Raw genomic sequence first — 21,070 nt, forward strand, 5'->3', positions numbered from 1 at the left:
ACAACGACATGGAAATCGCATCCCAGGTGGGGCCAACATTCGCGACGACACGCCGCCCCACCAAGCAGCGAGATCACCACCCAGGTGGAGCCAAGATTCGTGAAGAACAACGACCCAACCGGGGCCAGTTCAGGTGATCACTCGCACTAGCCTGCCGCGAAGGATTTCGCGGACCTAGCCGAGTACGAAGCTTGACCGGAGAACGAAGCGAAGCGAGTGAGACCCGCGAAGCGGGAAAGCTGGTTGAAGACCAAAGGCGCCCAGCGCAGGGTCGAGAGGAGCTCGCACCGTGGGGGTCTGGGGGGTCGCCCCCCAGAGGTCGTTGAGCGACCAATCCCTGTCCGCGCACTCCGCGGACAGGGGTAGCCCAGGTTGGTCGGGGTGACAGGATTTGAACCTGCGACCTCTTCGTCCCGAACGAAGCGCGCTACCAAGCTGCGCCACACCCCGGAGGTCCGGGCAGAAGTCTAGCCGACGTCCGCGTCGGCTCCGAATCGGGCGCCTTCTTTGGCGTTCTCGGAAGTGTTCGTGCCGGTCGGGCGGGGGACCAGGGTCAGCAGGCTGGCTTCCGGGGGGCAGGCGAAGCGCACCGGGGCGTAGGGCGACGTCCCCAGGCCGGCGGACACGTGCAGCCACATGTGGGCGCCCCATCTCGACGCGCCCCGCGCGCGGGAGCGGTCGAGCTCGCAGTTCGTCACGATCGCGCCGTAGCCGGGCAGCCTCAGCTGGCCGCCGTGGGTGTGGCCGGCCATCACGAGGTCGTAGCCGTCCTCGGCGAAGGCGTCGAGGACACGGGGCTCCGGGGAGTGGGTCACGCCGAGCCGGAGCGTCGCGGCCCGGTTCGGGCGGCCGGCGATGTCGACGTACCGGTCACGGTGCAGGTGCGGGTCGTCCACGCCGGCCACGGCGATCGTCTGACCTTCGACGGTCAGGAGGTGGCGCACGTGGGTCAGGTCGTGCCAGCCGCGCTCGACCAGGGCCGCGCGCAGGTCGCGCCACGGGAGCGGGATGCCGTGCACCCGGCGCTTCGACTTGATGAGATACCGCGCAGGGTTCTTCGGGCGCGGTGCGTAGTAGTCGTTGCTGCCGAAGACGAACACGCCCGGCCGGTCCAGCAGCGGGCCGAGCGCTCGTACCACCGACGGGACCGCGTGCTTGTGCGCCAGGTTGTCGCCGGTGTTGACGACCAGGTCCGGGTCGAGGTCCGCCAGCTCGGCGACCCAGCGCTGCTTCGACCGCTGGGTGGGCATCATGTGCAGGTCGGAGATGTGCAGGACCCGCAACGGCCGAGCGCCTTCGGACAGCACGGGCAGCGTGGCCTGCCGCAGCGTCCAGTGCGTGCGTTCGATGCCGGCCGCGTACGCCACGGTCGCCGTGCCGATCGCCGTGGCGCCGAGCGCCGCCCGTCCGATGTTTCGCGCCAGATTGCCCACCCCGCGAGCCTAGTTGCGCGCTCCGGGCGACCGGCAGTGGCCAGTAGGGTTCGACCCATGGCTGAGCTCAAGGCACGGTTGCAAGCGGACCTCTCGGCGGCGATCAAGGCCCGGGAGACGACCCGGATGGCCGCGCTGCGCATGGCACTCGCCGCGCTGACCACCGAGGAGGTCGCCGGCGACGTGGCTCGCGAGCTGTCCGACGACGAGGTCCAGAAGGTCCTCGCGCGCGAGGTCAAGAAGCGCAAGGAAGCCGCCGAGGCGTTCGCCGGCGCCGGCCGGGCCGAGCGGGCCCAGGCCGAACAGGACGAGGCCGCGGTGCTCACCGACTACCTGCCCGAGCAGCTCACCGACGACGAGCTCGGGACTCTGGTGACCGAGGCCGTCGCCGAGGTGACCGACCAGCTCGGCGCCGCGCCGGGGCAGCGCCAGATGGGCCAGGTCATGAAGGCTGCGAACGCGAAGATCGCCGGCCGCGCCGAGGGTGGCCGGGTGGCCGCCGCGGTGCGCGCGAAGCTGCGGGGCTGACCCGACAAGTCGGCCGCACGACGCGGCCTTGAACCTGACCCGAACAAACGGGCGGCGTCCGGCTCGAAGGCCGGGACGCCGCCCGTCTCAGTCAGGTCGGTGCAGTCAGCCGGGGCCGCCCGGGTTCGTGCCGCCATTCGGCGGTCGGCCGCCGCCCCCGCCACCGGGGCCGGGCCCGCCGGGACCGCTCGGCGGTGGGCTCGACGGCGGGTCGGAGGTCTGCGGCGGTGGGACGTAGCCGGTGCTGATCCGGAGGGTGATCGTCTCGCCAGGCAGCGCGCTGCCGCGTGGTGTCTGGCTCACCACGGTGCCCTTCTGCTGCGCCGAGTTGATCTCCCGGGTGTCAACCTTGTACCCCGCCTGCTGCAGGCGCGCCGTGGCGTCCTGCTCGGACCGGCCGACCACGTTCGGCACCTGGCTGTTCGGGCCGCCGTCCACGTACCGCTTGTCGACCGGTGGCAGCGGCTTGACCGGCGCGTTGGTGTGGATCTGGGTCATCGCGTCGAACCAGGTGCGGGCCGGAACCTTGCCACCGTAGATGTTGCCGCCTTCGACCCCGCAGAGACTGGGCGGATTGGGGTCGTGGTCACAGATGCCTTCCGGCTTGGGGCTGTCGTTGAAGGTGAGCACCGCGCCGGACAGCTGCGGCGTCGCGCCGACGAAACCGGCCGACTTGTACTGCTGGGTCGTGCCGGTCTTGCCGAGCATCGGCCGGGTCCAGCCGTACCGGCGGGCCGCGTTGGCCGAGGTGCCCTCGGTGTCGTCCCTGGACAGGCCGGCCACCAGCGTGTTGGCGAGGCCCGCCGACACCACCTGCTCGCACGGCTGCTCGCTGTAGTTGACCTTCTTGCCGTTGCGGTCCAGGACCTCGACGAGCGGCGTCGGCGGGCACCACACGCCGCCGCTCATCAGCGTGGCGCCGACGTTGGCCAGCTCCAGCGTTGACAGCGGGGCCGGGCCGAGGGTGAACGCCGCGTTGCCAGGGCTGTTGGGCTTGCTCCGGAAGAACTCGGTCTGGGAGAACCGCTCCTCCTGGCGATCCGCCTTCGGATTCGGCTTGACGCCGCTGAGGTTGGTGGCCATGGTGTCGCGCATGCCGAGCCGGCTCGCCATCTCGACGACCGCGTCCATGCCGACCCGTTCCTCGAGGATCACGAAGCCCGTGTTCGGCGAGGTCGCCAGCGCCTTCTGCAGCGTCATCGTCGAGCCGTACTTGCCGGCGTTCTTCACGCAGTACCAGCGGGTTTCGGGCTCACCGGTGGACGGGCAGCTCTCACCGCCACCCTTGAAGATCTTCGAGACGTGGGTCGCCGGGGTCTGGATGACGTTGTTTATGCCGCCGCCCTTCTCCAGGAACGCGGCCGAGGTGAAGATCTTGTAGATGGAGCCGGCGCCGAACTTGTTCTGCACCCCGTACGGGTAGGCGATCTGGGTCTGGCCCGCCTTGACGTCCAGGCCGTAGTCCCGGTTGGACACGAGTGCGGTGACCTCGTGGCGCTCCTTGCCGGGTCGCACGATCGCCATCGCGTTGTTGATGCCCGGCGTGTTCTTGGGCACCTGGCGCTCCGCGGCCCGCTTCGCGATGCGCGTGGCGGACGCGTCGAAGGTGGTCTTGATCGTGTAGCCGCCGGTGTAGAGCTGGTCCTCGGTGAACCCGATCTTCTTCAGGTAGTCCTCGACATACTGGCAGAAGAAGCCGTAGTCGGGACCGGCGCCCACGCAGTTGGCGGCCGGCTTCAGCGGGTCGGGCACGATGCCGAGCGGCTCCTTCTTCGCCGCCGTCGCGTTCTCCTCCGACAGGCTGTGCGTCTCGACCATCTTGTCGATCACGAAGTTGCGCCGCTCGAGCGTCTCCTTCGGCCGCCGCCACGGGTTGTACAGGCTCGGGTTGTTGACCATGCCGGCCAGCAGCGCCGACTGCGCCACGGTGAGCTTGTTCGCGGTGGTCTTGAAGTAGGCGCGGGCCGCGGCGCCGACGCCGAACACGCGGTCGGTGAACTCGACGACGTTGAGGTAGCCGGCGAGGATCTCTTCCTTGCTCATCGACTGCTCGAGCTGGATGGCGAGCCGGGCCTCGCGGAGCTTGCGGGTGACGGTCTGCTCCTGCGCGCGCTCGCGCTCGATCTTCTTGGTCGGGTCGTCCTCGGTGTCGCTGCCCAGCTGGTCGCGGTAGACCACGTTGATCAGATAGTTCTTCACGTACTGCTGGGTGAGCGTCGACGCGCCCTGCACGTCCTCACCGGTCTGGTTGCTGATCAATGCGCGGACGGTGCCCTTCCAGTCCACGCCGTTGTGCTCGTAGAACCGGCGGTCCTCCACCGAGATCAGCGCCGCCTTCATCTCCGGCGAGATCTGGTCCGGGCGCACCGGCACCCGGTACTGGTCGTACAGATAGGCGATCGCCTTGCCCTTGGCGTCCGTGATCGTGGTGATCAGCGGCGGGTCCGTGGCCACGAGGTCGGCCGAGACACTGTCGATGGTGTCACTGGCCCGGTTGGACACCACTCCCAACGCTCCCACCACCGGGAACAGCATGCCGGCCATGAGAACGCCGGCCAGGAGGCACAAACCAAGCATCTTCAGCAGACCGTCTCCGACTCGCACGCGCCCAGGGTACGCGGGGCCGGATCAAGCTCTCGTTACCCAACCGAGTTATTGACATTCTGTAACAGGTGTGGCCCCCGTCATTCAGTTGGGAACCGGGGGGCCCTAGAGTCCGTCAACGTCTCAACGACAGAAGCCGACCGGTGCGGGGGAAACTCCCGGGCCGTAGGCACCCCGGCTGAACGAGGGGGACCGGGGTTAGTGGGTCGCGACGACGCTAGGGGCGGGGGTTATGTATATCGAGCAGGCGGACTGGCGGGTCAACGCGTCATGCCGTGAGCAGGATCCGGACGGGTTGTTCGTCCGGGGCAAGGAACAGCGCAAGGCCAAGCTGGTGTGTATCGCATGTCCGGTGCGCACCGAGTGTCTGGCCGAGGCTCTGGACAGCCGGATCGAGTTCGGCGTCTGGGGCGGCATGACCGAGCGCGAGCGGCGCGCGTTGCTGCGCCGCCGGCCGGAGGTGACGTCCTGGCTGGAGCTCTTGGAGACGGCCAAACGGAACCATTCCGACGAGGACGAGGACGTCCGGGTCGGCTGAGACGGGGAGTCAGCTCCCGGTCAGCCGCTCGCCGATGCTGCGCAGACCGACGAGGTCGTGCACGTCGGAGGGCATGGCCGGGACGCTGACCACCGACACCGACGGGTGCGCCTTGGTGAACCGGGCGAGCAGCCGTCGTTCCCTGTCGTGCACGGCCACCCGGTCGGCGTGCAGCCGCAGCACCGCGGTGGCGAGCGGCGCGTCGCCGGTGCGCTCGAGGTTGTCCGCCGCCGCGATGGCGCGCGCCGCGGGCAGCTTGGTGAGCACCGGGTGGGTCCGGTTGATCACCAGCCCGGACAGCGGCATCTCCTCCGACGCCAGCCGCTCCACGAAGTAGCTGGCCTCCCGCAGCGCGTCCGACTCGGGCGTGGCGACCACGAGGAACGCCGTGCCGCCGGAGCGCAACAGCTCGTAGGTCTTGCGGGCACGCTGCTTGAACCCGCCGAACATGCTGTCGAAGGCCTGCACGAACGCCGACGCGTCGGCCAGCAGCTGCCCGCCGACGATCGTCGACACGGCCTTGGCGAACAGCATGATCCCGGCGCCGACGACCTTGCGCACGCCCCAGCCGCCGGTGCGCGCGGGGCCGGACAGCAGCCGGATCATCCGCCCGTCCAGCGCGGAGGACATCCGTTGCGGCGCGTCGAGGAAGTCCAGCGCGGAGCGGCTCGGCGGAGTGTCGACGACGATCAGGTCCCAGCGGCCCTCGCCGGCGAGCTGGCCCAGCTTCTCCATCGCCATGTACTCCTGGGTGCCGGAGAACGAGCTGGAGATCGTCTTGTAGAACGGGTTGGCGAGCACCTCCTGGGCCCGCGCCTGGCCGGCATGCGCGAGCACCATGTCGTCGAAGGTGCGGCGCATGTCCAGCATCATCGCGGCGAGCTGGCCGGCCGGCTCGAAACCCTCGACCTCGACCTCCTTGGGCGTGTTGCCCAGCTCGCGGAGGCCGAGCGCCTGGGCGAGCCTGCGCGCCGGGTCGATGGTGAGCACCACGGTCTTGCGCCCGCGCTCGGCTGCCCGCACCGCGATCGCGGCAGCGGTCGTGGTCTTGCCGACCCCGCCCGAGCCGCAGCAGACGATGACGTGGATGTCGGGATCGTCGATCAGCGAGTCGACGTCGAGCGCACTCACCGGACCCCCTGGTCGACCAGGATCTCGGCGAGCTCGTAGAGCGCCGCGGTGTCGATGCCCTCGGCGATGTCCGGCAGTTCGACCGCCGGCAGGTCGATCTCGGTGAGCTGCTCGCGGGCGCTCTGCTCGGCGACGACCCGGATGGCGTGCTCGACGGTCTCCCCGACCAGCCCCTCGATGTCCTCGGGCGCGAGGTCGAGGCCCGCGCTCGTGAGGCCGGCCCGCACCCGGGACGCGTCGACCCGGCCCCCGGCGGCCGGGGTGACCGAGCGGGCCGGCAGCCGCGGCGGCCGGACCCGGTTGACGATCACCGCGCCGGGGCGCAGGTCGGCGGCCGACAGCTCGGCCACCGCCTCGATGGTCTCCCGGACCGGCATCTCCTCGAGCAGTGTGACCAGGTGCACCGCGGTGTCCTGGGAGTGCAGCAGCCGCACGACGCCGTCGCTCTGGCCCTTGATCGGCCCGACCTTCGCGAGGTCGGCCATGGCCTTGGTGACGTCGAGGAACCTCACGATCCGGCCGGTCGGCGGCGCGTCGAGCACGATCGCGTCGTACTCGTGCCGGCCGCGGGAGTCCGTGCGCCCGACGGTCTCCTTGACCTTGCCGGTGAGCAGTACGTCGCGCAGGCCGGGCGCGAGCGTGGTGGCGAACTCGATGGCGCCCATCCGGCGCAGCGTGCGGCCGGCGAAGCCCAGGTTGTAGAACATCGCGAAGTACTCGAGGAGCGCCGCCTCGACGTCCACGTGCAGCGCGCGGACCTCGCCGCCGCCCGGCGCGGACGCGATCCGCTTCTCCGCGTAGGGCAGCGGCTGGGTGTCGAAGAGCTGGGCGATGCCCTGCCGGCCCTCGACCTCGATGAGCAGGACGCGGCGCCCGCCGGTGGCGAGCGCGAGGGCGAGCGCGGCGGCGACGGTGGTCTTGCCGGTGCCGCCCTTTCCGGTGACCACGTGCAGGCGCGCGCGAGAGACCTGCTCGGTCCAGGACGCCGCGGTGGTGGCCACGAGTTCAGGGTAAGTGGACAGTTCGGGCGCGCGCCGCCGAGGCGGTCAACTAGCGAGCATCATCACGGTTACGGCCACCACGCCGGCGCCTACCAGGATCCACGTGGCCAGGGGCGCGAGCACGGTCAGCGTGAGCACGCACAGCACGACGAGGATCGTGAAGCTGATCGCCCCGGCCAGCGCGACGGTGCCGCTGGTGGCGTCTTTGCGGTCGCGCGTCCTGGCCATGGTGAGCAGCACCAGCACCAGGCCGTTGACCCCCAGCAGCACGGTCGCGACCACTCGCCACGCATCCACCGGGTCACTGTACCGGCGAGGCCGGTTACAGTCCCGGGCATGACGAAGTGGGAGTATGCCACCGTGCCGCTGCTGATCCACGCGACCAAGCAGATCCTCGACACCTGGGGCGAGGACGGCTGGGAGCTCGTGACCGTGCTGCCCGGGCCGACCGGCGAGCAGATGGTGGCCTACCTCAAGCGGCCGAAGGCCTAGCACGATGACCTGGAGCGACAAGCTCGGCGAGCTGGGCATCGAGCTGCCCGGCGTGCCCACGCCCGCGGGCGCGTACGTGCCGGCCGTCCGCACCGGCGACCTCGTCTACACCGCGGGCCAGGTGCCGTTCGTCGGCGGGGCGATCGCGGCCACCGGCAAGGTCGGCCGCGAGATCAGCCCGGAGGAGGCCAAGGGCCACGCCCGGACCTGCGCGCTGAACGCGCTGGCCGCCGTGCATGACCTGGTCGGCGTCGACGCGATCGTCAAGGTCGTCAAGGTCGTCGGGTTCGTCGCGTCCGCCGAGGGCTTCACCGGCCAGCCGGCGGTCGTCAACGGCGCGTCCGAGCTGTTCGGCGAGATCTTCGGGGACGCGGGCAAGCACGCGCGCTCCGCGGTCGGTGTCGCCGAGCTGCCGCTCGGTGTGCCGGTCGAGGTCGAGTTGATCGTCGAGGTGTCCTGACCAACCCCGCAGGGAGGCCGCAATGCCCGACATGGAAGACCCGTGCCACGAGTTGCTGCTCCGGCTCGCCGGCCGGCTGCCCGACCGGCAGCTGTGGCGGCTGCGCGACTGGCTCGCCGGCGGGGCGCTCGACGCGCTCGCCCGAGCCCTGCCGCTGACATTGCTCAGAGAACGCGTTGCGATCACAGCGCGTGAGTCTCTGCTGCTCAACGCCGCGTTGCTGGACGCGGGTGCCGACGCCGGCCGGCTACACGCGGTGCCGTGGGTGGACCAAATCGACGAAGTCGACTACACATTCACTTCGGAGTCGCCCGAACGGGTGAACATGGGGGACTCCGAAGCAGTAGTGCTCGGGGCGATCCTCCATGGCCGGCCCGAGCTGGTCGACGTGCGTGGGAGTTGGCGGCGGCACCGCTCCGGGCTGGGACCAGCCACCCGGATCGTGCTCGTCACGGCAACATCGGGCTGCGCTCGATTGACCGGGGAGCTGCAGCGTGTGCTGCGGGCGCTTGGTACGCACGAGCCGGGTGTCGAGGTCATGCCGGAGGGCATGGACCTCCCGCCTTACCACCAGGCGGCGTTCGCGGCATCCGAGCCGTTGCTCCCCGGGATGGTCGTGCAGCAGGCGTAGCGGGCTCCCTCGCTGGTCGGTACAGACGAGCGGAAGGAGCCGACCGTGACCCAGGTCTCCCGGGGCCGGCCAGGTGTTGCGTTGCCGATCCGGATCCACGACTTCCTGCTGAGCCTCGCCGGCCGGTTGGACGACGACGCTCTGGGCGACGCGCGCCAGATGCTCGCCTCCGCCGAGCTGGACCGCTCGCTGGAGTTCGTCGCCGGCTGCCTCGCCGCGGGTGGTGTCGTCGTGACCGGTGTGCAGCACCGGGAGCTCGAGGCGCTGTTCGCGGACACGTACCTCGACCCGTCGGTCATCGACCGGGTCATCGTGCGGGACGGCGTGTCGCTGGGCCGGCACCGGTTCGCGGTGGGCGCGGTCGAGGGCCGCGAGCCGGACCGCGGCGTGCACGAGGCGATCAAGCCGGTGCTCGAGGTGCTGCCGGACGTGCGCTCGGTGTGGTGCGTGTGGCGGCTGACGCCCGCGGGTCCGGTGTCCGGTCCGGTGCCGCACAAGGTCGTGCTGGTCGGGGTCGGCCCAGGCGGGTTCGCGCCGGCGACCGCCTACCGGGTGGAGTACGCGCTGCGCCGGGCAGGGATCCGGGCGTCGGTGGAGGTGTTGGTCGACGGCAACCAGCCGACCGACTACCACCAGGAGGCGATGCGGTGCGCGCGGCAGATCCCGTTCACCGAGTCCGAGTCGACCGGCCGGTCGGTGATGAGCCCGGTCGAGCCCGTCCGGTCCGAGCCTTTCGAGGCACCGCGAGTGGTGGAGCCCGCTCGCCCTTTCGTCGCTGAGCCGGCGCCACCCGCCCCGCCGCCGGCTCCGGCACCCGCGCCGGCATCCTCGCCGTTCGCGGGCGACACGCAGTTCGGGGCAGAGCCGCAGCGCCCGCTGCCGCCGATCGAGCTTCCGCACGCGGATGCCGCACGGCCCGCGCCCAAGCCGTCACCGGTGCCGCGCACCGAGCTGACCGTGGAGCCCGTCGCCGAACCGGCCTCGTCGGCGTCGGCCCGGCACCAGCCGGCCGAGGAGAAGCCGCCCGCGTCCGCGCTGAGCATAGAGACGCCGACGAACTCGCGGCCCTCGCCGCGGCGCCGGAGCGAGACGCCGAAGGACGAGCGGTCGGAGCCGCCGTCGCGGCCGCGGCTGGTGCCGGCGAGTCCGCCGGCCGCTCCGCCGGTGACGAACCAGGACGACCACTCGGCCGCGCTGGTCGACGAGATGCTGAACACCCAGGAGCGCAACCTGCTGCACGAGCTGCAGGAGGAGCTGGCTCGGCGGGAGAGCCAGGACCAGAGCCCCAGCTCGTCCGGATCCTGGCGGATCGACAGGTCCGGCCGGCACGGCAAGGCGGGTGGCCAGTTCGACTCGGCACGCGCGTCCGGCGGCCCGATGATGGTCAACGGGGTGCCACCGCACTCCGACGGTCGTGGCGGCGGCTACCCCGCGGGCTGACCGACCTTCTCGGTGACGGCCCGCAGCAGGCGCTGGATGTGCAGGCCGCGGCGGATGTCGCACGGGTGCGTGGTGATGTCGTTGTGCACCATGCTGACGAAGTCGTTGAGCAGGGCGGCGTAGCGGACCCGCGCGTCGCCGGTGGCGTCGAGCGCGCGGTAGCCGTGCGCGCCGAACACGGCGAAGTCGTTGATCGGCGGCGCGGCCGGCGTGTGCATGGTGAGAGTGGCCGCGCTGGTCAGGCCGCCCTCGTGGCCGAGCAGGATGTGCCAGACCGCGCCGGGCTCGGCGAAGTGCGCGGACAGCACGTCGGTGATCGGTCCGAGTGCGGCGTCGAGCAGGTCGAACACGTGCGGGCCGATGTCGGCGAGCGCGCCGCCCTCGTGCCGCCAGCGGGAGGCCTCGTACTCGGTGTCGATCAGCGTGGCGGACATCCAGCGGGCGGCGCCGCCGTGCCAGCCGCCGACGCGGTGCACCTCCTCGAGCCAGTCGGTGGTCTCGGTGGCATAGCGGAAGGTGAGCACCATCAGCGTGGCGACGGCCGCCCGCTCGGCCGCGGCCACCAGCTGCCGAGCGTCCTCGACCGAGCTCGCGAGGGGCTTCTCGAGAATCACGTGCTTGCCGGCCTCGACGGCCCGCAGCGCCAGCGGCGCCTGCACCCCGGGCGGCACGGCGAACGCCACGCCGTCCACCTCGGCGAGCATCTCGTCGAAGGACCCGGCCGGCCTGGCCCCGCCGAGCGCGGCTACCTCGGCAGCGGCGTCGGGGCGGCGTGCCCACACGGAGACCAGCTCGGTGCCCGGGTGCGCGGCGATGCCCGGTGCGTGCACCCGGTGCGCCCACGGTCCGGCGCCGACGAGTCCCATTCGCAGCCGTGTGTCGTTCATGGTCACATCCTGCCCGTTGCCGGTGCTCGGTCTGCGTAGGCTCGGGCCCGTGCGTGAGCTGCCGAAGGAACTGATCCTGCCGGCGGGGTTCGTCCCGCCGGAGATACCGGATCCGCCGGTGACCCCCAAGGACGCCGCGACGGTCATGCTGGTGCGCGACACCGGCGATGGCCTCGAGGTGTTCCTGCAGCGCCGCGTGCTGGGCATGGCGTTCGCCGGTGGCATGACCGTCTTCCCTGGTGGCGGGGTCGACCGCCGCGACGCGGACACCTCACTGGCCTGGCACGGCCCGTCGCCCGCGTGGTGGGCGGACCGCTTCGCCTGCGACCTGAGCCTCGCGCGCGCCTTGGTGTGCGCGGCGGTGCGGGAGACGTTCGAGGAGTCGGGTGTGCTGCTCGCCGGCCCGTCCGAGGACTCGGTCGTGTCGGACGTCCGCCCCTACGCCGAGGCCCGCGCCCAGCTGGTGAACCGCGAGCTGTCACTCGCTGGTTTCCTGGCCGAGTCCGGCCTGGTGCTGCGGGCCGACCTGCTGATGCCGTGGTCGAACTGGGTTACCCCGGTGGAGGAGCGACGCCGGTTCGACGCCCGGTTCTTCCTGGCCGCGTTGCCTGTGGGACAACGCGCCGACGGCGCGACGACCGAGGCGGCCGACACCCGCTGGCAGCGCCCGACGGATGCCCTCGAGGACTGGAAGGAAGGCAAGGTCGGGCTGATGCCGCCGACCTGGACGACACTGGCCGAGCTGGAGGAATGCGCCACGGTGGCCGACGCGATGGGCCGGCAGCGGGTGATCGACAAGCTGATGCCCCGGGTCGCGCGCGACGGGGACGTGCTGCGCATCGTGCTCCCCGGCGACCCGGCCTACGACACGGCCTCCTCGCACCTGGACCCGACATGACGCGTCACCCCGCATACGGCGAGCTCCGGCCCGTCACGCCGGTCGCGTCCGTGCTGCTGGAGAACAACCCCGGCTCGATGACCCTCGACGGCACGAACACCTGGCTGCTGCGCGCCCCCGGGTCGCCGTCGGTCGTGGTGGTCGACCCCGGCTACGAGGACGAGCCGCACCTGGCGAAGGTGGCCGAGGTGGCGCCGGTCGAGCTGATCGTGGTGACCCACCGGCACCCCGACCACGCCCAGGGCGCCCCGTGGCTGGCGGACCGGGTGCGCGCCCCGGTCCGCGCCGTCGACCCGGCCCTGTGTCGCGACGCCGAGCCGTTGAGCGACGGCGAGCGCATCGACGCGGCCGGCCTGGAGCTGCGGGTTCTGCACACCCCGGGCCACACCGAGGACTCGATCTGCCTACGCGTCACCCACGACGGCGTGCCCGCGATGCTCACCGGGGACTCGGTCCTCGGCCGGGGCACGACCGTGATCTCCGACCTGGGCCCGTACCTCTCGTCGCTGCGCCGACTCATCGCGGAACCGGCCGGCACCGTGGCGCTGACCGGCCACGGCCCGGAGCTTCCCGACGTCTCGGCGGTCGCCGGTGAGTACCACGCCCACCGCGAGACGCGCCTCGACCAGGTGCGCTCGGCACTGGCCCGGCTGGGCGAGAACGCGACCGCCCGGCAGGTGGTCGAGGTGGTCTACGTGGACGTGGACAGGTCGCTGTGGGCCCCGGCCGAATGGTCGGTGCGGGCGCAGCTGGACTATCTGCGGGCCGCGGGCGCGTAGGACTCAGTGCTTGGGCGGCAGCATGGGCATCACCACGTAGCGAAGGTCGAGGTCGGACTCGCCGACGGCACTGAACACGGTGGCCCGCATCCCCGGCTGGATCTCCACCCGCACCCGCGCGCCGGAGAACGCCCGAAGCGCGTCGGTGAGGAACCGGCCCTGGTAGGCATGGGAGGTCCGGCCGCCCGACACGTCGGCCTTGAGCGTCTCCTCGGCCTCGCCGGAACGCTGGTCGGCGCCGCGCAGCCGAAGCTCGCCGTCGCCGACCTCGAGCAGCATCACGCCTCTGGCGTCGGTGTAGAGCCCGACCCGGCGCACCGACCCGGCCAGCACGTCGGCGTCGACCTCGACCGATGTGTCCACATCGGACACCGAGACCTTGGACTCGTGCAGGAAGCTCCCGTCGAGCACCGCGGTGGTGGCGACCGTGGTGCCGCCGGCCCGCTGCCACACCAGCCCGAACCGGTCGCGGTCGGCGTGCAGCGCCACCGGACCCTCGACCTGCTTGGCGATCTCCGTGAGCAGGCTCGCCGGCACCAGCGCGTCGACCGGCGCGTCGGTGGGCCGCCAGGCGAGCGCGGCCACCGCCATCTGGTACCGGTCGGTGGCCAGCATGACCAGCCGGTCGCCCTCGGAGCGGATGCGCACGCCGGTGAACATCGGCAGCGCGTCGTCGCGTGAGGCCGCCGCCGCGACCGTGGTGAGCGCCGAGGCGAACATCTGACCGTCGACGGTGCCCGCGGCCGCGGGCGGCGCGGCGACGCCCGGGTGCACGTCGACGTCCAGCAGCGGCAACGCGTAACGCGCCCCCGGTGCCCGGATGGCGAGCTTGGACCCCTCGACCACCAGCCGCACCTGCTCGTGGTCCAGCGCCCGCAGCGTGTCGGCGAACGGCTTGGCCGGCACGAGAACGCGCCCCTCCGTGTGCACGACCGCGGGCCGCTCGAGCCGGGCCGCGCGCTCGCGGTCGTTGGCGGCGAGCGACACCCCGGCACCGTCCGCGGTGAGCAGCAGGCCGGAGAGCACCGGGTCGATGAGCTTGCCCGGCACGAGCCGAACCAGTGCTGACGCGGCCGAGGCCAGCTCGCCGGTGGTGACCGTGAGATCGAGGTTCATGGCGACAAACGTAGCGCCGGGCACCGACGATCGCGCTCGACGGCCGGCGCCGCCGGCGCGATGCATCCGGGTATCGCGTTCGCCGACCCCGGCGACGCCACGGGGGACCAGACCAAGACGATCACCGGCACGCTGGAGCCGGACGTGCCCGACTGGTACTACCTGCCGGTCGACGTGCCGCGCGGGGTCCGCGAGATCGAGGTCGGCTACAGCTACGACCGCCCGCAGGCGCCGCCAGGCGCAACGCGCTCGACATCGGGATGTTCGCGCCCGCCGGCCACCAGCTCGGCGACGCGCGGACCAGGTGGTGGCGCTGCCGCACAACGTCGTCCATGCGGACGGCCTGCGGCCGCAACCGGCTGGCCGAGTCGTCGGCGGTGTCGCTGTCCTACACCGCGACCGACGGCCGCCGCACCGTCGGCACCGGTGAGCACCTGCGGGTCGGGACGGGCACCGAGGTGACCTTCGAGCTGACCTTGTCCGGCGCGCCCGGGACCTCGGTCCGGTTCCTCAACCAGAACGGTCCGCAGTGGAGCCAGCCGGTGGACGCCACCGGCACGACGGTCGCCATGACGAAACCCGACCTTCCTGGACTGAGCCTCAGCGCACGGCGGCGACGGGCACCGGCTCCGGGGCCGGCGCCTGCTCGCCGACCGTCGAGCGCCGCAGCCACACCAGCGACGCGATCAGCAGCCCGGCGCCGGCCGACGCGATGAACGACGCCGGGATGCCGACGTGCTCCACCAGCTGGCCGCTGATCGAGTGGCCGGCGGCGAGGCCGAGCGTCACCGAGGTGACCACCCAGCCGAACGCCTCGGTCGCCGTCCCGCGCGGGGCCACGAGCTCGATCGCGGTCGAGTGCGCGGTCGACTGCGGGGTGATCCAGATGCCGGCCACCAGCAGGCCGATCGACAGCCAGAGCAGGCTCGTGGTCGCGAGCGCCATCGGCGCGACCAGCACCGCGAACATGCCGAGCAGGGCCGGCAGCCGCAGGCGCATCGGCCCCGGCCACGGGCGGACCGCGTAGAACAGGCCGAATACCACCGAGGTCAGCGACCACATCGCGAGCATGATGCCGCCGAGCGGCGCGTGCCCGGCCTCGGTCGCCGCGGCCGGCACGGCCACCTCGACGAAACCGACCGTCACGCCGAAGCCCAGCGCCGCCAGCGCGAGGGTTCGCATGCCCGGTGACGCGATGGCGCCCAGCAGCTCGCGGGCCGAGTCGGAGGTGCGCGGCCGGACCCGGCGAGCCGCCGGGGTGAGTGCGAAGCCGATGCTGCCGACGACCATGCAGATCGCGCCGACCACGACACCGGTGCCCGCCCACGGCGCCGCGACCAGGATGCCTGCGAGCGCGGGGCCGAGGATGAAGAAGACCTCCAGGCTGATCGCCTCGTAGGCGTAGGCGGCGTGCCGGATCGGGCCGGGTGGCAGGAGCGTGGTCCACAGCGCCCGCGAGGCCGCGCCGACCATCGGCTCGGTCACGCCGACCGAGCTGCCGAGGAGTACCAGCAGCGGGGCCGGCTGCGTGGCCTCGACCGCGAGGATCACGCCCGTCACCGCCGCCGTGAAGAGGCAGACCGCGACGAGCAGCGGCCTGGTCGGGCCGAGGCGGTCCATGATCCGGCCCTGGATGACCGCGCCGGTGGCGACGCCCACCAGCGAACCGGCCGACACGAGACCGGCGATGGCGAACGAGCCCGTCTCCCGCTGCACGTACAGCAGCAGCGAGAGGCCGACCATCGCGATCGGCATCCTGGCAAGGAGCGACGCGAGCACGGGAAGGCCCGCGCCGGGCGTGGTCAGCGCGGCGCGGTAGTCGGCGAGACGAGCAGAGTGGGACACGCGTACTAGTATGCAATCTTTGGTACGTGCGTACCAGTTATTTCCCGGCGACCTCGGTCACCGGCGAAAGTCTCGGTTCGATAACAGAGCCGAGGAAATGGGTCACCTGACACAACGGATGGGTAGTCCAGGGAGTCCTCTCAGTGAAAGCCTCGGGTTTCTTCCGCCGGTCCGGTAACGATCCGCGCGGAAGAGCGTTGAACTGGACGAGAAAGCTCCCTCCGGCATGCATGGGTCGGGGCCTAACGGTCCGGAGGGCGGGGAGCGTGGACCGTCGGGGGATGGTTCACGCAAAGCAAGAAGCCGGTGCGCCGCGTCGGGGGCGGCGCCCGGCTTCTTCTTTGGGTCAGCTCGACCCGGGGTCAGCTCGGCTCAGCGGGCGCGGCGGGCCAGTCGCTCCGGGTCGAGGATCAGCACGCTCTTGCCCTCCAGCCGCAGCCAACCGCGGTGGGCGAAGTCGGCCAGTGCCTTGTTGACGGTCTCCCGGGAGGCGCCGACGTACTGGGCGATCTCCTCCTGGGTGAGGTCGTGCATGACGCGCAGCAGGCCGGCCTCCTGGCTGCCGAACCGCTGGGCGAACTGCAGCAGTGCCTTGGCGACGCGACCGGGCACGTCCGTGAAGATCAGGTCGGCGAGCATGCCGTTGGTGCGGCGCAGCCGGCGCGCTATCACCCGCAGCAGCTGCTCCGCGATCTCCGGCCGGGTCGCGATCCACTGGCGCAGCGCAGGTCGGTCCATCGTCTTCGCCATCACCTCGGTGACCGTGGTGGCAGTGGATGTGCGGGGGCCCGGGTCGAAGATCGACAGCTCGCCGAACATGTCCGCGGGCCCCATGATGCCCAGCAGGTTCTCCCGGCCGTCGGGCGACTTGCGGCCGAGCTTCACCTTGCCCGACTGGATGATGTACAGGCGATCGCCCGGCTCGCCCTCGGCGAAGATCACGTGCCCCCGCGGAAACTCCACGCTTTCCAGCGTTTGGGCGAGCGCTTCGGCGGCGGCCGGCTCGACGCCCTGGAAGATGCCGGCCCTGGCAAGGGTCTCGTCCACCGTCGTCCCTCCCAATCAGGCTGGGGCCGGCCAAGTGCCGGCCTCGATCCAGGGCAAGGGCGCCCCTTATCACTAGAGAAGTGTAGGGCGTGTGCGCTGGATCACGTCGTAGGGTCGCGCCGCAGGTCCGGGGCGAGCCGGACATCCGCAGGTGAGCGCCTGCTTATGCAGCCTACTAGTGAGTACGGGTCAGATCGCGGACCCGGCGACCGCGTGCCTTGCCGCGGCCCCGCCTGCGCAGCCGGAACAGCTCCAGGGCCCGGCCGATGCCGTGGCCGTACAGCGCCCGAACCTCGTCCGGCCGCGCGTTCTCCAGCAGCTCCTCGACCTCGTCCTCCTGGACGGCGACGTGCCTGAGCCTGGACTCCACCCGTTCCATGAACAGGGCGAAGAACATCACCACGAAGGGCACTGCGAACACGAACCAGACAGCCATAGTGCGTTGATCCTCGCTCAGTTCGGCGTTGCCGGCTCGGACGGTGGATCCGCCCGGCGTGTCATTGCGGGGTCTGCTCAGTAGACGTCTAGGGCACGGTTGAGGTTGTTCGAGGGCCCGTAGGCTAGCGGGGTGCCACCAGCCACCCGACAACTACCCCGTGGCAGTGCGGGCAAAACCGCCGGCAAGTCGGTCGACAAGGCAGTGCCCGCCCCGCCGACCGCGCTGGTGCGTCGCGCGCGCCGGATGACCAGGGTGCTCGCCGAGGCCTTCCCCGACGCGCACTGCGAGCTGGACTTCACCAACCCGCTCGAGCTCGCGGTCGCCACCATCCTGTCCGCGCAGAGCACCGACGTCCGGGTCAACCTCACCACTCCCGCGCTGTTCGGGCGCTACCGCACGGCCGCCGACTACGCGGGCGCCGACCGGACCGAGCTCGAGGAGATGATCCGGTCGACAGGCTTCTACCGGAACAAGACCACCTCGCTCATCGGCCTGGGCACCGCGCTCGTCGAGCGGTTCGACGGCGAGGTGCCCAACCGGCTCGACGACCTGGTGACGCTCCCCGGCATCGGCCGCAAAACCGCCAACGTCATCCTCGGCAACGCCTTCGGCATCCCGGGCATCACCGTCGACACCCACTTCGGCCGGCTGGTCCGCCGCTTCGGGTGGACCGAGGAGGAGGACCCGGTCAAGGTCGAGCACGCCATCGGCGCGCTGATCCCGCGCAAGGACTGGACGATGCTGTCCCACTGGGTGATCTTCCACGGTCGCCGGGTCTGCCACGCCCGCAAACCCGCGTGCGGCGCGTGCGTGCTGGCCAAGGACTGCCCGTCCTTCGGCGCGGGCCCCACCGAGTTCGAGGTCGCCGCCAAGCTCGTGAAGGGCGAGGAGGCCGAACACCTCGTCGACCTCGCCGAGCGCACCCGCAACGGCTACAAGCCCGGTCGGGGCGGCGCGGGGTGACGAGGGCACGTCTGATGGATCATCGGCCGCGCGATTCGCGCCCAGGGCCGCGTTGTCGGAAGGACCGAGTACAACCCGGTATGCGGCCCTCCCTCCGCCTTGCCCTGAACCACCTGGATCACGAATCGCATCGACCATGACCCGCCAGACGCGCCCTGCGGCACGGTGGTCGATCGCCGGGCTGGTCCTGGTGGTGGCCGCCGTGATCGCGATCTGGCCGCGTGGCGAGGACCCCGCGCCGGCACCCGACGCCCCACCCGCGCCCGACCTCGCGGCGGCCAGGGCCGACGCGTCGCTGGCGCCGTGCCCCACCTCCGACGCCGCCCCGCCCGCGGGGCTCGAGGAGCTGTCGGGGGTGCGGGCCGAGTGCCTGGCCGACGGGTCCGCGGTGGATCTGGCGAAGACGCTCGCCGACCGGCCGGTGCTGGTGAACGTCTGGGCCACCTGGTGCGCGCCGTGCAAGGACGAGCTGCCGCTGCTCGCGAGCTACGCCGCCGAGCCGGGCGCGGTGCCGGTGGTCGGGCTCGCCGTGCAGAGCACGCCGGAGGGTGCGCTGGAGCTGCTCAGCTCGCTGAAGGTGCGGCTGCCCACGCTCACCGACCCGTCCGGCGCCGCGCAGCGGGCGCTTCGGCTGCCGGTCGGTCTGCCGGCGAGCTACCTCGTCGGCGCGGACGGCGCGGTGCGGCTGGTGGAGAGCCCGCGGCTGTTCCGGTCCGTGGCCGAGATCCGCCAGGCGGTCGCGGCGTACGGGGGCGAGGCGTGACCGGGTCCGGACCGATCGTCGACCCGGCGAGTGTGCCGGGGTGGCTGCGACAGCTGGTCGAGGCCACCCGCGACCTCGACGCGAGCGTGTTCGAGCGGCTGTCCCCGCCGACGGCCGACGCGCGTGACGCGGCCGTGCTGATCCTGTTCGGCGAGCACGAGACCCGCGGCCCGGACGTCCTGCTGCAGCTGCGCGCGGACGGCGGTGGCGCGCACTCCGGGCAGGTCGCGTTCCCGGGCGGGTCGGCCGAGCCCGGCGACGACGGCCCGGTCGACACCGCCCTGCGCGAGGCGGTGGAGGAGACCGGGCTGGACCCGGCCGGCGTGCGGCCGGTGGCGTTGTTGCCGCGGCTGCACATCCCGGTGTCGGGCTTCCACGTGACGCCGGTGGTCGCGCACTGGGAGAAGCCGAGCCGCGTGTGGGCGGTGGACCCGGTGGAGAGCGCCGCGGTGGCCCGGGTGCCGATAGCGGACCTCGTCGATCCGGTCAACAGGTTCCAGTTGCGTCACGTGTCTGGTTTCCTTGGCCCCGCGTTCGCGCTGCCGGGCATGGTCGTATGGGGCTTCACCGCCGCGGTGCTGGCCCTGCTGCTCGACATCGGCGGGCTGGCGCGGCCATGGGACGGTACGGACATACGGGATCTTGACGTCGCATGGCGTTCAGTTGGCTCAGTTGTCGGGGAGGTTGACGGGTGAACTGGGTCGACTTGCTGGTCATCGGGCTGGCGGTGCTGGCCGCGATCTCCGGTGCACGGCAGGGCGTGATCACCGCGCTGCCGGCGTTCATCGGGGTCCTGCTGGGCGCTGTCGCGGGCATCAAGGTCGCGCCGCTGGTCGTGCGGTACATCGAGTCGACACCCACCAGAGTCGCCTTCGCCGTGGCGATCTTCGTGCTGCTGGTCGCGCTGGGCGAGACACTCGGCGTGTGGCTCGGGCGCAGCATCCGGCAGCGGATCAACTCACCCAAGCTCACCGGGGTGGACAACGCGCTGGGCGCGATCGTCCAGGGCGCGGTCGTCTTCGTCGTGGCGTGGCTGATCGCGCTGCCGCTGGTGACCGTCGGCGGCCTCCCGGGTCTGGCGTCGGCCATCCGCGGGTCGACGGTGCTCGGCGGCGTGGACAGCGTGATGCCCTCGGCCGCGCAGAACCTGCCCGACGAGCTGCGCAGGCTGCTGGACGTGTCCGGGTTCCCGGCCGCCGTGGACCCGTTCGACCGGACGCCCAGCAAGGAGGTCGCGCCACCCGACCCGGCGCTGCAGAGCAGTGCCGTGGTGCAGCGGGTGGCGCCGAGCGTGCTGAAGATCCACGCGAAGGCGCCGTCGTGCTCGCGTGCGCTGGAGGGCACGGGCTTCGTGATCGCGCCCGAGCGGATGATGACCAACGCGCACGTCGTGGCCGGGACCTCGGAGGTCGCGGTGGAGACCGACGACGGGTCGTTCGACGCGCGGGTCGTGCACTACGACCCGGACACCGACGTCGCGATCCTCGCGGTGCCCGGCCTGCCGGCGCCCGCGCTGCCGTTCGCGGGCGAGGCGGCGACCTCCGGCCAGGACGGGATCGTACTCGGCTACCCGCTCGACGGCCCGTACACGGCGTCGCCCGCGCGGGTGCGGGACCGGATCAACCTGACCGGGCCGGACATCTACGACGCGAGCACGGTGACGCGCGAGGTGTTCACGCTGCGGGCGCTGGTGCGCAGCGGCAACTCGGGCGGCCCGCTCATCGACACGCAGGGCCGGGTGCTCGGCGTGATCTTCGGCGCCGCGGTGGACGAGTCGGAGACGGGCTTCGCCCTGACCGCCAACGAGGTGCACGAAGAGCTCGAGGAAGCCCCGCGCATGTCCCGCGCGGTCGGCACGGGAAACTGCGCCGCCTGACCGGGTTGTCCCCCGGTTGTCCACGGCCCCCGGCAAAGTCGCGAGTCCAACGCTCGCGACCCGCGAGTCCAACGTTGGCGGACCCCTATTTGGTGACGTATTTTTGGGGTATGGGCAGGTCAGGCAAGGGTAGTGCAGGTCAGCGACGGTCGGGTGTGGCGCGTGAGGTGCCGGTGTACGACTCGTATGCGCGGTTGTC

23 protein-coding genes and 1 tRNA gene are annotated in these 21,070 nt (G+C 71.7%); 12 read left to right on the forward strand and 12 right to left on the reverse strand.

Translation table 11 applies throughout. The features are described from left to right. Positions 1-373 precede the first annotated feature (373 nt). Positions 374-450 (reverse strand) — tRNA-Pro (locus GEV28_RS32805). A gap of 17 nt (positions 451-467) precedes the next feature. After that, positions 468-1,433: a metallophosphoesterase gene (locus GEV28_RS32810; protein ID WP_291416591.1), complete on the reverse strand. Its 966-nt coding sequence runs from the start codon at positions 1,431-1,433 to the stop codon at positions 468-470. A gap of 57 nt (positions 1,434-1,490) precedes the next feature. Between GEV28_RS32810 and GEV28_RS32815 the strand changes: the two genes are divergently transcribed. Then, the gene (locus GEV28_RS32815; RefSeq protein WP_291416594.1) at positions 1,491-1,961 is read left to right on the forward strand and encodes a GatB/YqeY domain-containing protein; all 471 of its coding nucleotides are present in this window, start codon (positions 1,491-1,493) and stop codon (positions 1,959-1,961) included. A 105-nt stretch (positions 1,962-2,066) separates the two neighbouring features. On the opposite strand, the gene GEV28_RS32820 is transcribed toward GEV28_RS32815, so the two are convergent. After that, a complete protein-coding gene (locus tag GEV28_RS32820; protein WP_291416596.1) occupies positions 2,067-4,565 on the reverse strand; it encodes a transglycosylase domain-containing protein in 2,499 nt (832 codons plus the stop codon). 232 nt (positions 4,566-4,797) lie between these two features. Here GEV28_RS32820 and GEV28_RS32825 point away from each other — a divergent pair, with 232 nt between their 5' ends. After that, a complete protein-coding gene (locus tag GEV28_RS32825; protein ID WP_291416598.1) occupies positions 4,798-5,103 on the forward strand; it encodes a WhiB family transcriptional regulator in 306 nt (101 codons plus the stop codon). A gap of 9 nt (positions 5,104-5,112) precedes the next feature. On the opposite strand, the gene GEV28_RS32830 is transcribed toward GEV28_RS32825, so the two are convergent. The 3 genes from GEV28_RS32830 to GEV28_RS32840 are packed head-to-tail and all read right to left on the reverse strand — an operon-like array spanning position 5,113 to position 7,532. Next, on the reverse strand, positions 5,113-6,234 hold the full coding sequence (locus GEV28_RS32830) for an ArsA family ATPase (protein WP_291416599.1): 1,122 nt from the start codon (positions 6,232-6,234) through the stop codon (positions 5,113-5,115). After that, positions 6,231-7,235 carry an ArsA-related P-loop ATPase gene (locus GEV28_RS32835; protein WP_291416600.1) on the reverse strand — a complete coding sequence of 335 codons (1,005 nt, stop codon included), beginning with the start codon at positions 7,233-7,235 and terminating at the stop codon, positions 6,231-6,233. Before GEV28_RS32835 ends, GEV28_RS32830 begins: the two co-directional genes overlap by 4 nt. Before the next feature lie 45 nt (positions 7,236-7,280). Further along, positions 7,281-7,532, reverse strand: a complete 252-nt coding sequence (locus GEV28_RS32840; RefSeq protein WP_291416603.1) for a hypothetical protein — start codon at positions 7,530-7,532, stop codon at positions 7,281-7,283. A gap of 39 nt (positions 7,533-7,571) precedes the next feature. Here GEV28_RS32840 and GEV28_RS32845 point away from each other — a divergent pair, with 39 nt between their 5' ends. Genes GEV28_RS32845 through GEV28_RS32860 form a run of 4 tightly spaced genes read left to right on the forward strand, consistent with a single transcriptional unit; the run spans position 7,572 to position 10,258 of the window. Beyond that, positions 7,572-7,727 carry a DUF4177 domain-containing protein gene (locus GEV28_RS32845; RefSeq protein ID WP_291416605.1) on the forward strand — a complete coding sequence of 52 codons (156 nt, stop codon included), beginning with the start codon at positions 7,572-7,574 and terminating at the stop codon, positions 7,725-7,727. Between the two features lie 4 nt (positions 7,728-7,731). Next, entirely contained in the window at positions 7,732-8,187 is a 456-nt protein-coding gene (locus GEV28_RS32850) for a RidA family protein (protein ID WP_291416607.1), read from the forward strand. Positions 8,188-8,209: 22 nt separating this feature from the next. Further along, positions 8,210-8,818, forward strand: a complete 609-nt coding sequence (locus GEV28_RS32855; protein ID WP_291416609.1) for a hypothetical protein — start codon at positions 8,210-8,212, stop codon at positions 8,816-8,818. Between the two features lie 45 nt (positions 8,819-8,863). Next, complete coding sequence (locus GEV28_RS32860) at positions 8,864-10,258, forward strand: hypothetical protein (RefSeq protein ID WP_291416612.1); 1,395 nt, start codon at positions 8,864-8,866, stop codon at positions 10,256-10,258. On the opposite strand, the gene GEV28_RS32865 is transcribed toward GEV28_RS32860, so the two are convergent. Next, on the reverse strand, positions 10,243-11,145 hold the full coding sequence (locus GEV28_RS32865; RefSeq protein ID WP_291416614.1) for a Gfo/Idh/MocA family oxidoreductase: 903 nt from the start codon (positions 11,143-11,145) through the stop codon (positions 10,243-10,245). The genes GEV28_RS32860 and GEV28_RS32865 overlap by 16 nt on opposite strands. A 49-nt stretch (positions 11,146-11,194) precedes the next feature. Between GEV28_RS32865 and GEV28_RS32870 the strand changes: the two genes are divergently transcribed. Beyond that, positions 11,195-12,043 (forward strand): NUDIX hydrolase, encoded by an 849-nt coding sequence (locus tag GEV28_RS32870; protein ID WP_291416617.1) that lies wholly within the window; start codon positions 11,195-11,197, stop codon positions 12,041-12,043. After that, on the forward strand, positions 12,040-12,822 hold the full coding sequence (locus GEV28_RS32875; RefSeq protein WP_291416619.1) for an MBL fold metallo-hydrolase: 783 nt from the start codon (positions 12,040-12,042) through the stop codon (positions 12,820-12,822). Before GEV28_RS32870 ends, GEV28_RS32875 begins: the two co-directional genes overlap by 4 nt. 3 nt (positions 12,823-12,825) lie before the next feature. Here GEV28_RS32875 and dnaN read toward each other — a convergent pair whose 3' ends face one another. From dnaN to GEV28_RS32900, 5 genes are all read right to left on the reverse strand, one after another. Further along, on the reverse strand, positions 12,826-13,938 hold the full coding sequence (gene dnaN, locus GEV28_RS32880; protein ID WP_291416621.1) for a DNA polymerase III subunit beta: 1,113 nt from the start codon (positions 13,936-13,938) through the stop codon (positions 12,826-12,828). A gap of 388 nt (positions 13,939-14,326) precedes the next feature. Then, a complete protein-coding gene (locus tag GEV28_RS32885) occupies positions 14,327-14,509 on the reverse strand; it encodes a hypothetical protein (RefSeq protein ID WP_291416624.1) in 183 nt (60 codons plus the stop codon). Between the two features lie 29 nt (positions 14,510-14,538). Further along, entirely contained in the window at positions 14,539-15,795 is a 1,257-nt protein-coding gene (locus GEV28_RS32890) for an MFS transporter (RefSeq protein WP_291416637.1), read from the reverse strand. A 360-nt stretch (positions 15,796-16,155) separates the two neighbouring features. Further along, on the reverse strand, positions 16,156-16,830 hold the full coding sequence (locus GEV28_RS32895) for a Crp/Fnr family transcriptional regulator (protein WP_291416626.1): 675 nt from the start codon (positions 16,828-16,830) through the stop codon (positions 16,156-16,158). Between the two features lie 175 nt (positions 16,831-17,005). Continuing rightward, complete coding sequence (locus GEV28_RS32900; RefSeq protein WP_291416628.1) at positions 17,006-17,266, reverse strand: hypothetical protein; 261 nt, start codon at positions 17,264-17,266, stop codon at positions 17,006-17,008. A gap of 246 nt (positions 17,267-17,512) precedes the next feature. Here GEV28_RS32900 and nth point away from each other — a divergent pair, with 246 nt between their 5' ends. From nth to GEV28_RS32920, 4 genes are all read left to right on the forward strand, one after another. Continuing rightward, the gene (gene nth, locus GEV28_RS32905; RefSeq protein WP_291416639.1) at positions 17,513-18,232 is read left to right on the forward strand and encodes an endonuclease III; all 720 of its coding nucleotides are present in this window, start codon (positions 17,513-17,515) and stop codon (positions 18,230-18,232) included. Between the two features lie 136 nt (positions 18,233-18,368). Beyond that, positions 18,369-18,995: a TlpA disulfide reductase family protein gene (locus GEV28_RS32910; RefSeq protein ID WP_291416631.1), complete on the forward strand. Its 627-nt coding sequence runs from the start codon at positions 18,369-18,371 to the stop codon at positions 18,993-18,995. Further along, entirely contained in the window at positions 18,992-19,690 is a 699-nt protein-coding gene (locus tag GEV28_RS32915; protein WP_291416633.1) for a CoA pyrophosphatase, read from the forward strand. Before GEV28_RS32910 ends, GEV28_RS32915 begins: the two co-directional genes overlap by 4 nt. Then, complete coding sequence (locus GEV28_RS32920) at positions 19,687-20,871, forward strand: MarP family serine protease (protein WP_291416635.1); 1,185 nt, start codon at positions 19,687-19,689, stop codon at positions 20,869-20,871. Before GEV28_RS32915 ends, GEV28_RS32920 begins: the two co-directional genes overlap by 4 nt. The last annotated feature ends 199 nt before the right edge of the window (positions 20,872-21,070 follow it).

The sequence above is a fragment of the Actinophytocola sp. genome, from assembly GCF_009379765.1.
Lineage (GTDB): Bacteria > Actinomycetota > Actinomycetes > Mycobacteriales > Pseudonocardiaceae > Actinophytocola.

What these genes read in the sequence shown, in the direction of transcription:
- GEV28_RS32815 (WP_291416594.1), top strand. Translation starts at nt 1,491, where the DNA reads ATGGCTGAGCTCAAGGCACGGTTGCAAGCGGACCTCTCGGCGGCGATC.
- GEV28_RS32825 (WP_291416598.1), top strand. Translation starts at nt 4,798, where the DNA reads ATGTATATCGAGCAGGCGGACTGGCGGGTCAACGCGTCATGCCGTGAG.
- GEV28_RS32845 (WP_291416605.1), top strand. Translation starts at nt 7,572, where the DNA reads ATGACGAAGTGGGAGTATGCCACCGTGCCGCTGCTGATCCACGCGACC.
- GEV28_RS32850 (WP_291416607.1), top strand. Translation starts at nt 7,732, where the DNA reads ATGACCTGGAGCGACAAGCTCGGCGAGCTGGGCATCGAGCTGCCCGGC.
- GEV28_RS32855 (WP_291416609.1), top strand. Translation starts at nt 8,210, where the DNA reads ATGCCCGACATGGAAGACCCGTGCCACGAGTTGCTGCTCCGGCTCGCC.
- GEV28_RS32865 (WP_291416614.1), bottom strand. Translation starts at nt 11,145, where the DNA reads ATGAACGACACACGGCTGCGAATGGGACTCGTCGGCGCCGGACCGTGG.
- GEV28_RS32875 (WP_291416619.1), top strand. Translation starts at nt 12,040, where the DNA reads ATGACGCGTCACCCCGCATACGGCGAGCTCCGGCCCGTCACGCCGGTC.
- dnaN (WP_291416621.1), bottom strand. Translation starts at nt 13,938, where the DNA reads ATGAACCTCGATCTCACGGTCACCACCGGCGAGCTGGCCTCGGCCGCG.
- GEV28_RS32885 (WP_291416624.1), bottom strand. Translation starts at nt 14,509, where the DNA reads ATGGCGACCGTCGTGCCGGTGGCGTCCACCGGCTGGCTCCACTGCGGA.
- GEV28_RS32900 (WP_291416628.1), bottom strand. Translation starts at nt 17,266, where the DNA reads ATGGCTGTCTGGTTCGTGTTCGCAGTGCCCTTCGTGGTGATGTTCTTC.
- nth (WP_291416639.1), top strand. Translation starts at nt 17,513, where the DNA reads ATGACCAGGGTGCTCGCCGAGGCCTTCCCCGACGCGCACTGCGAGCTG.
- GEV28_RS32910 (WP_291416631.1), top strand. Translation starts at nt 18,369, where the DNA reads ATGACCCGCCAGACGCGCCCTGCGGCACGGTGGTCGATCGCCGGGCTG.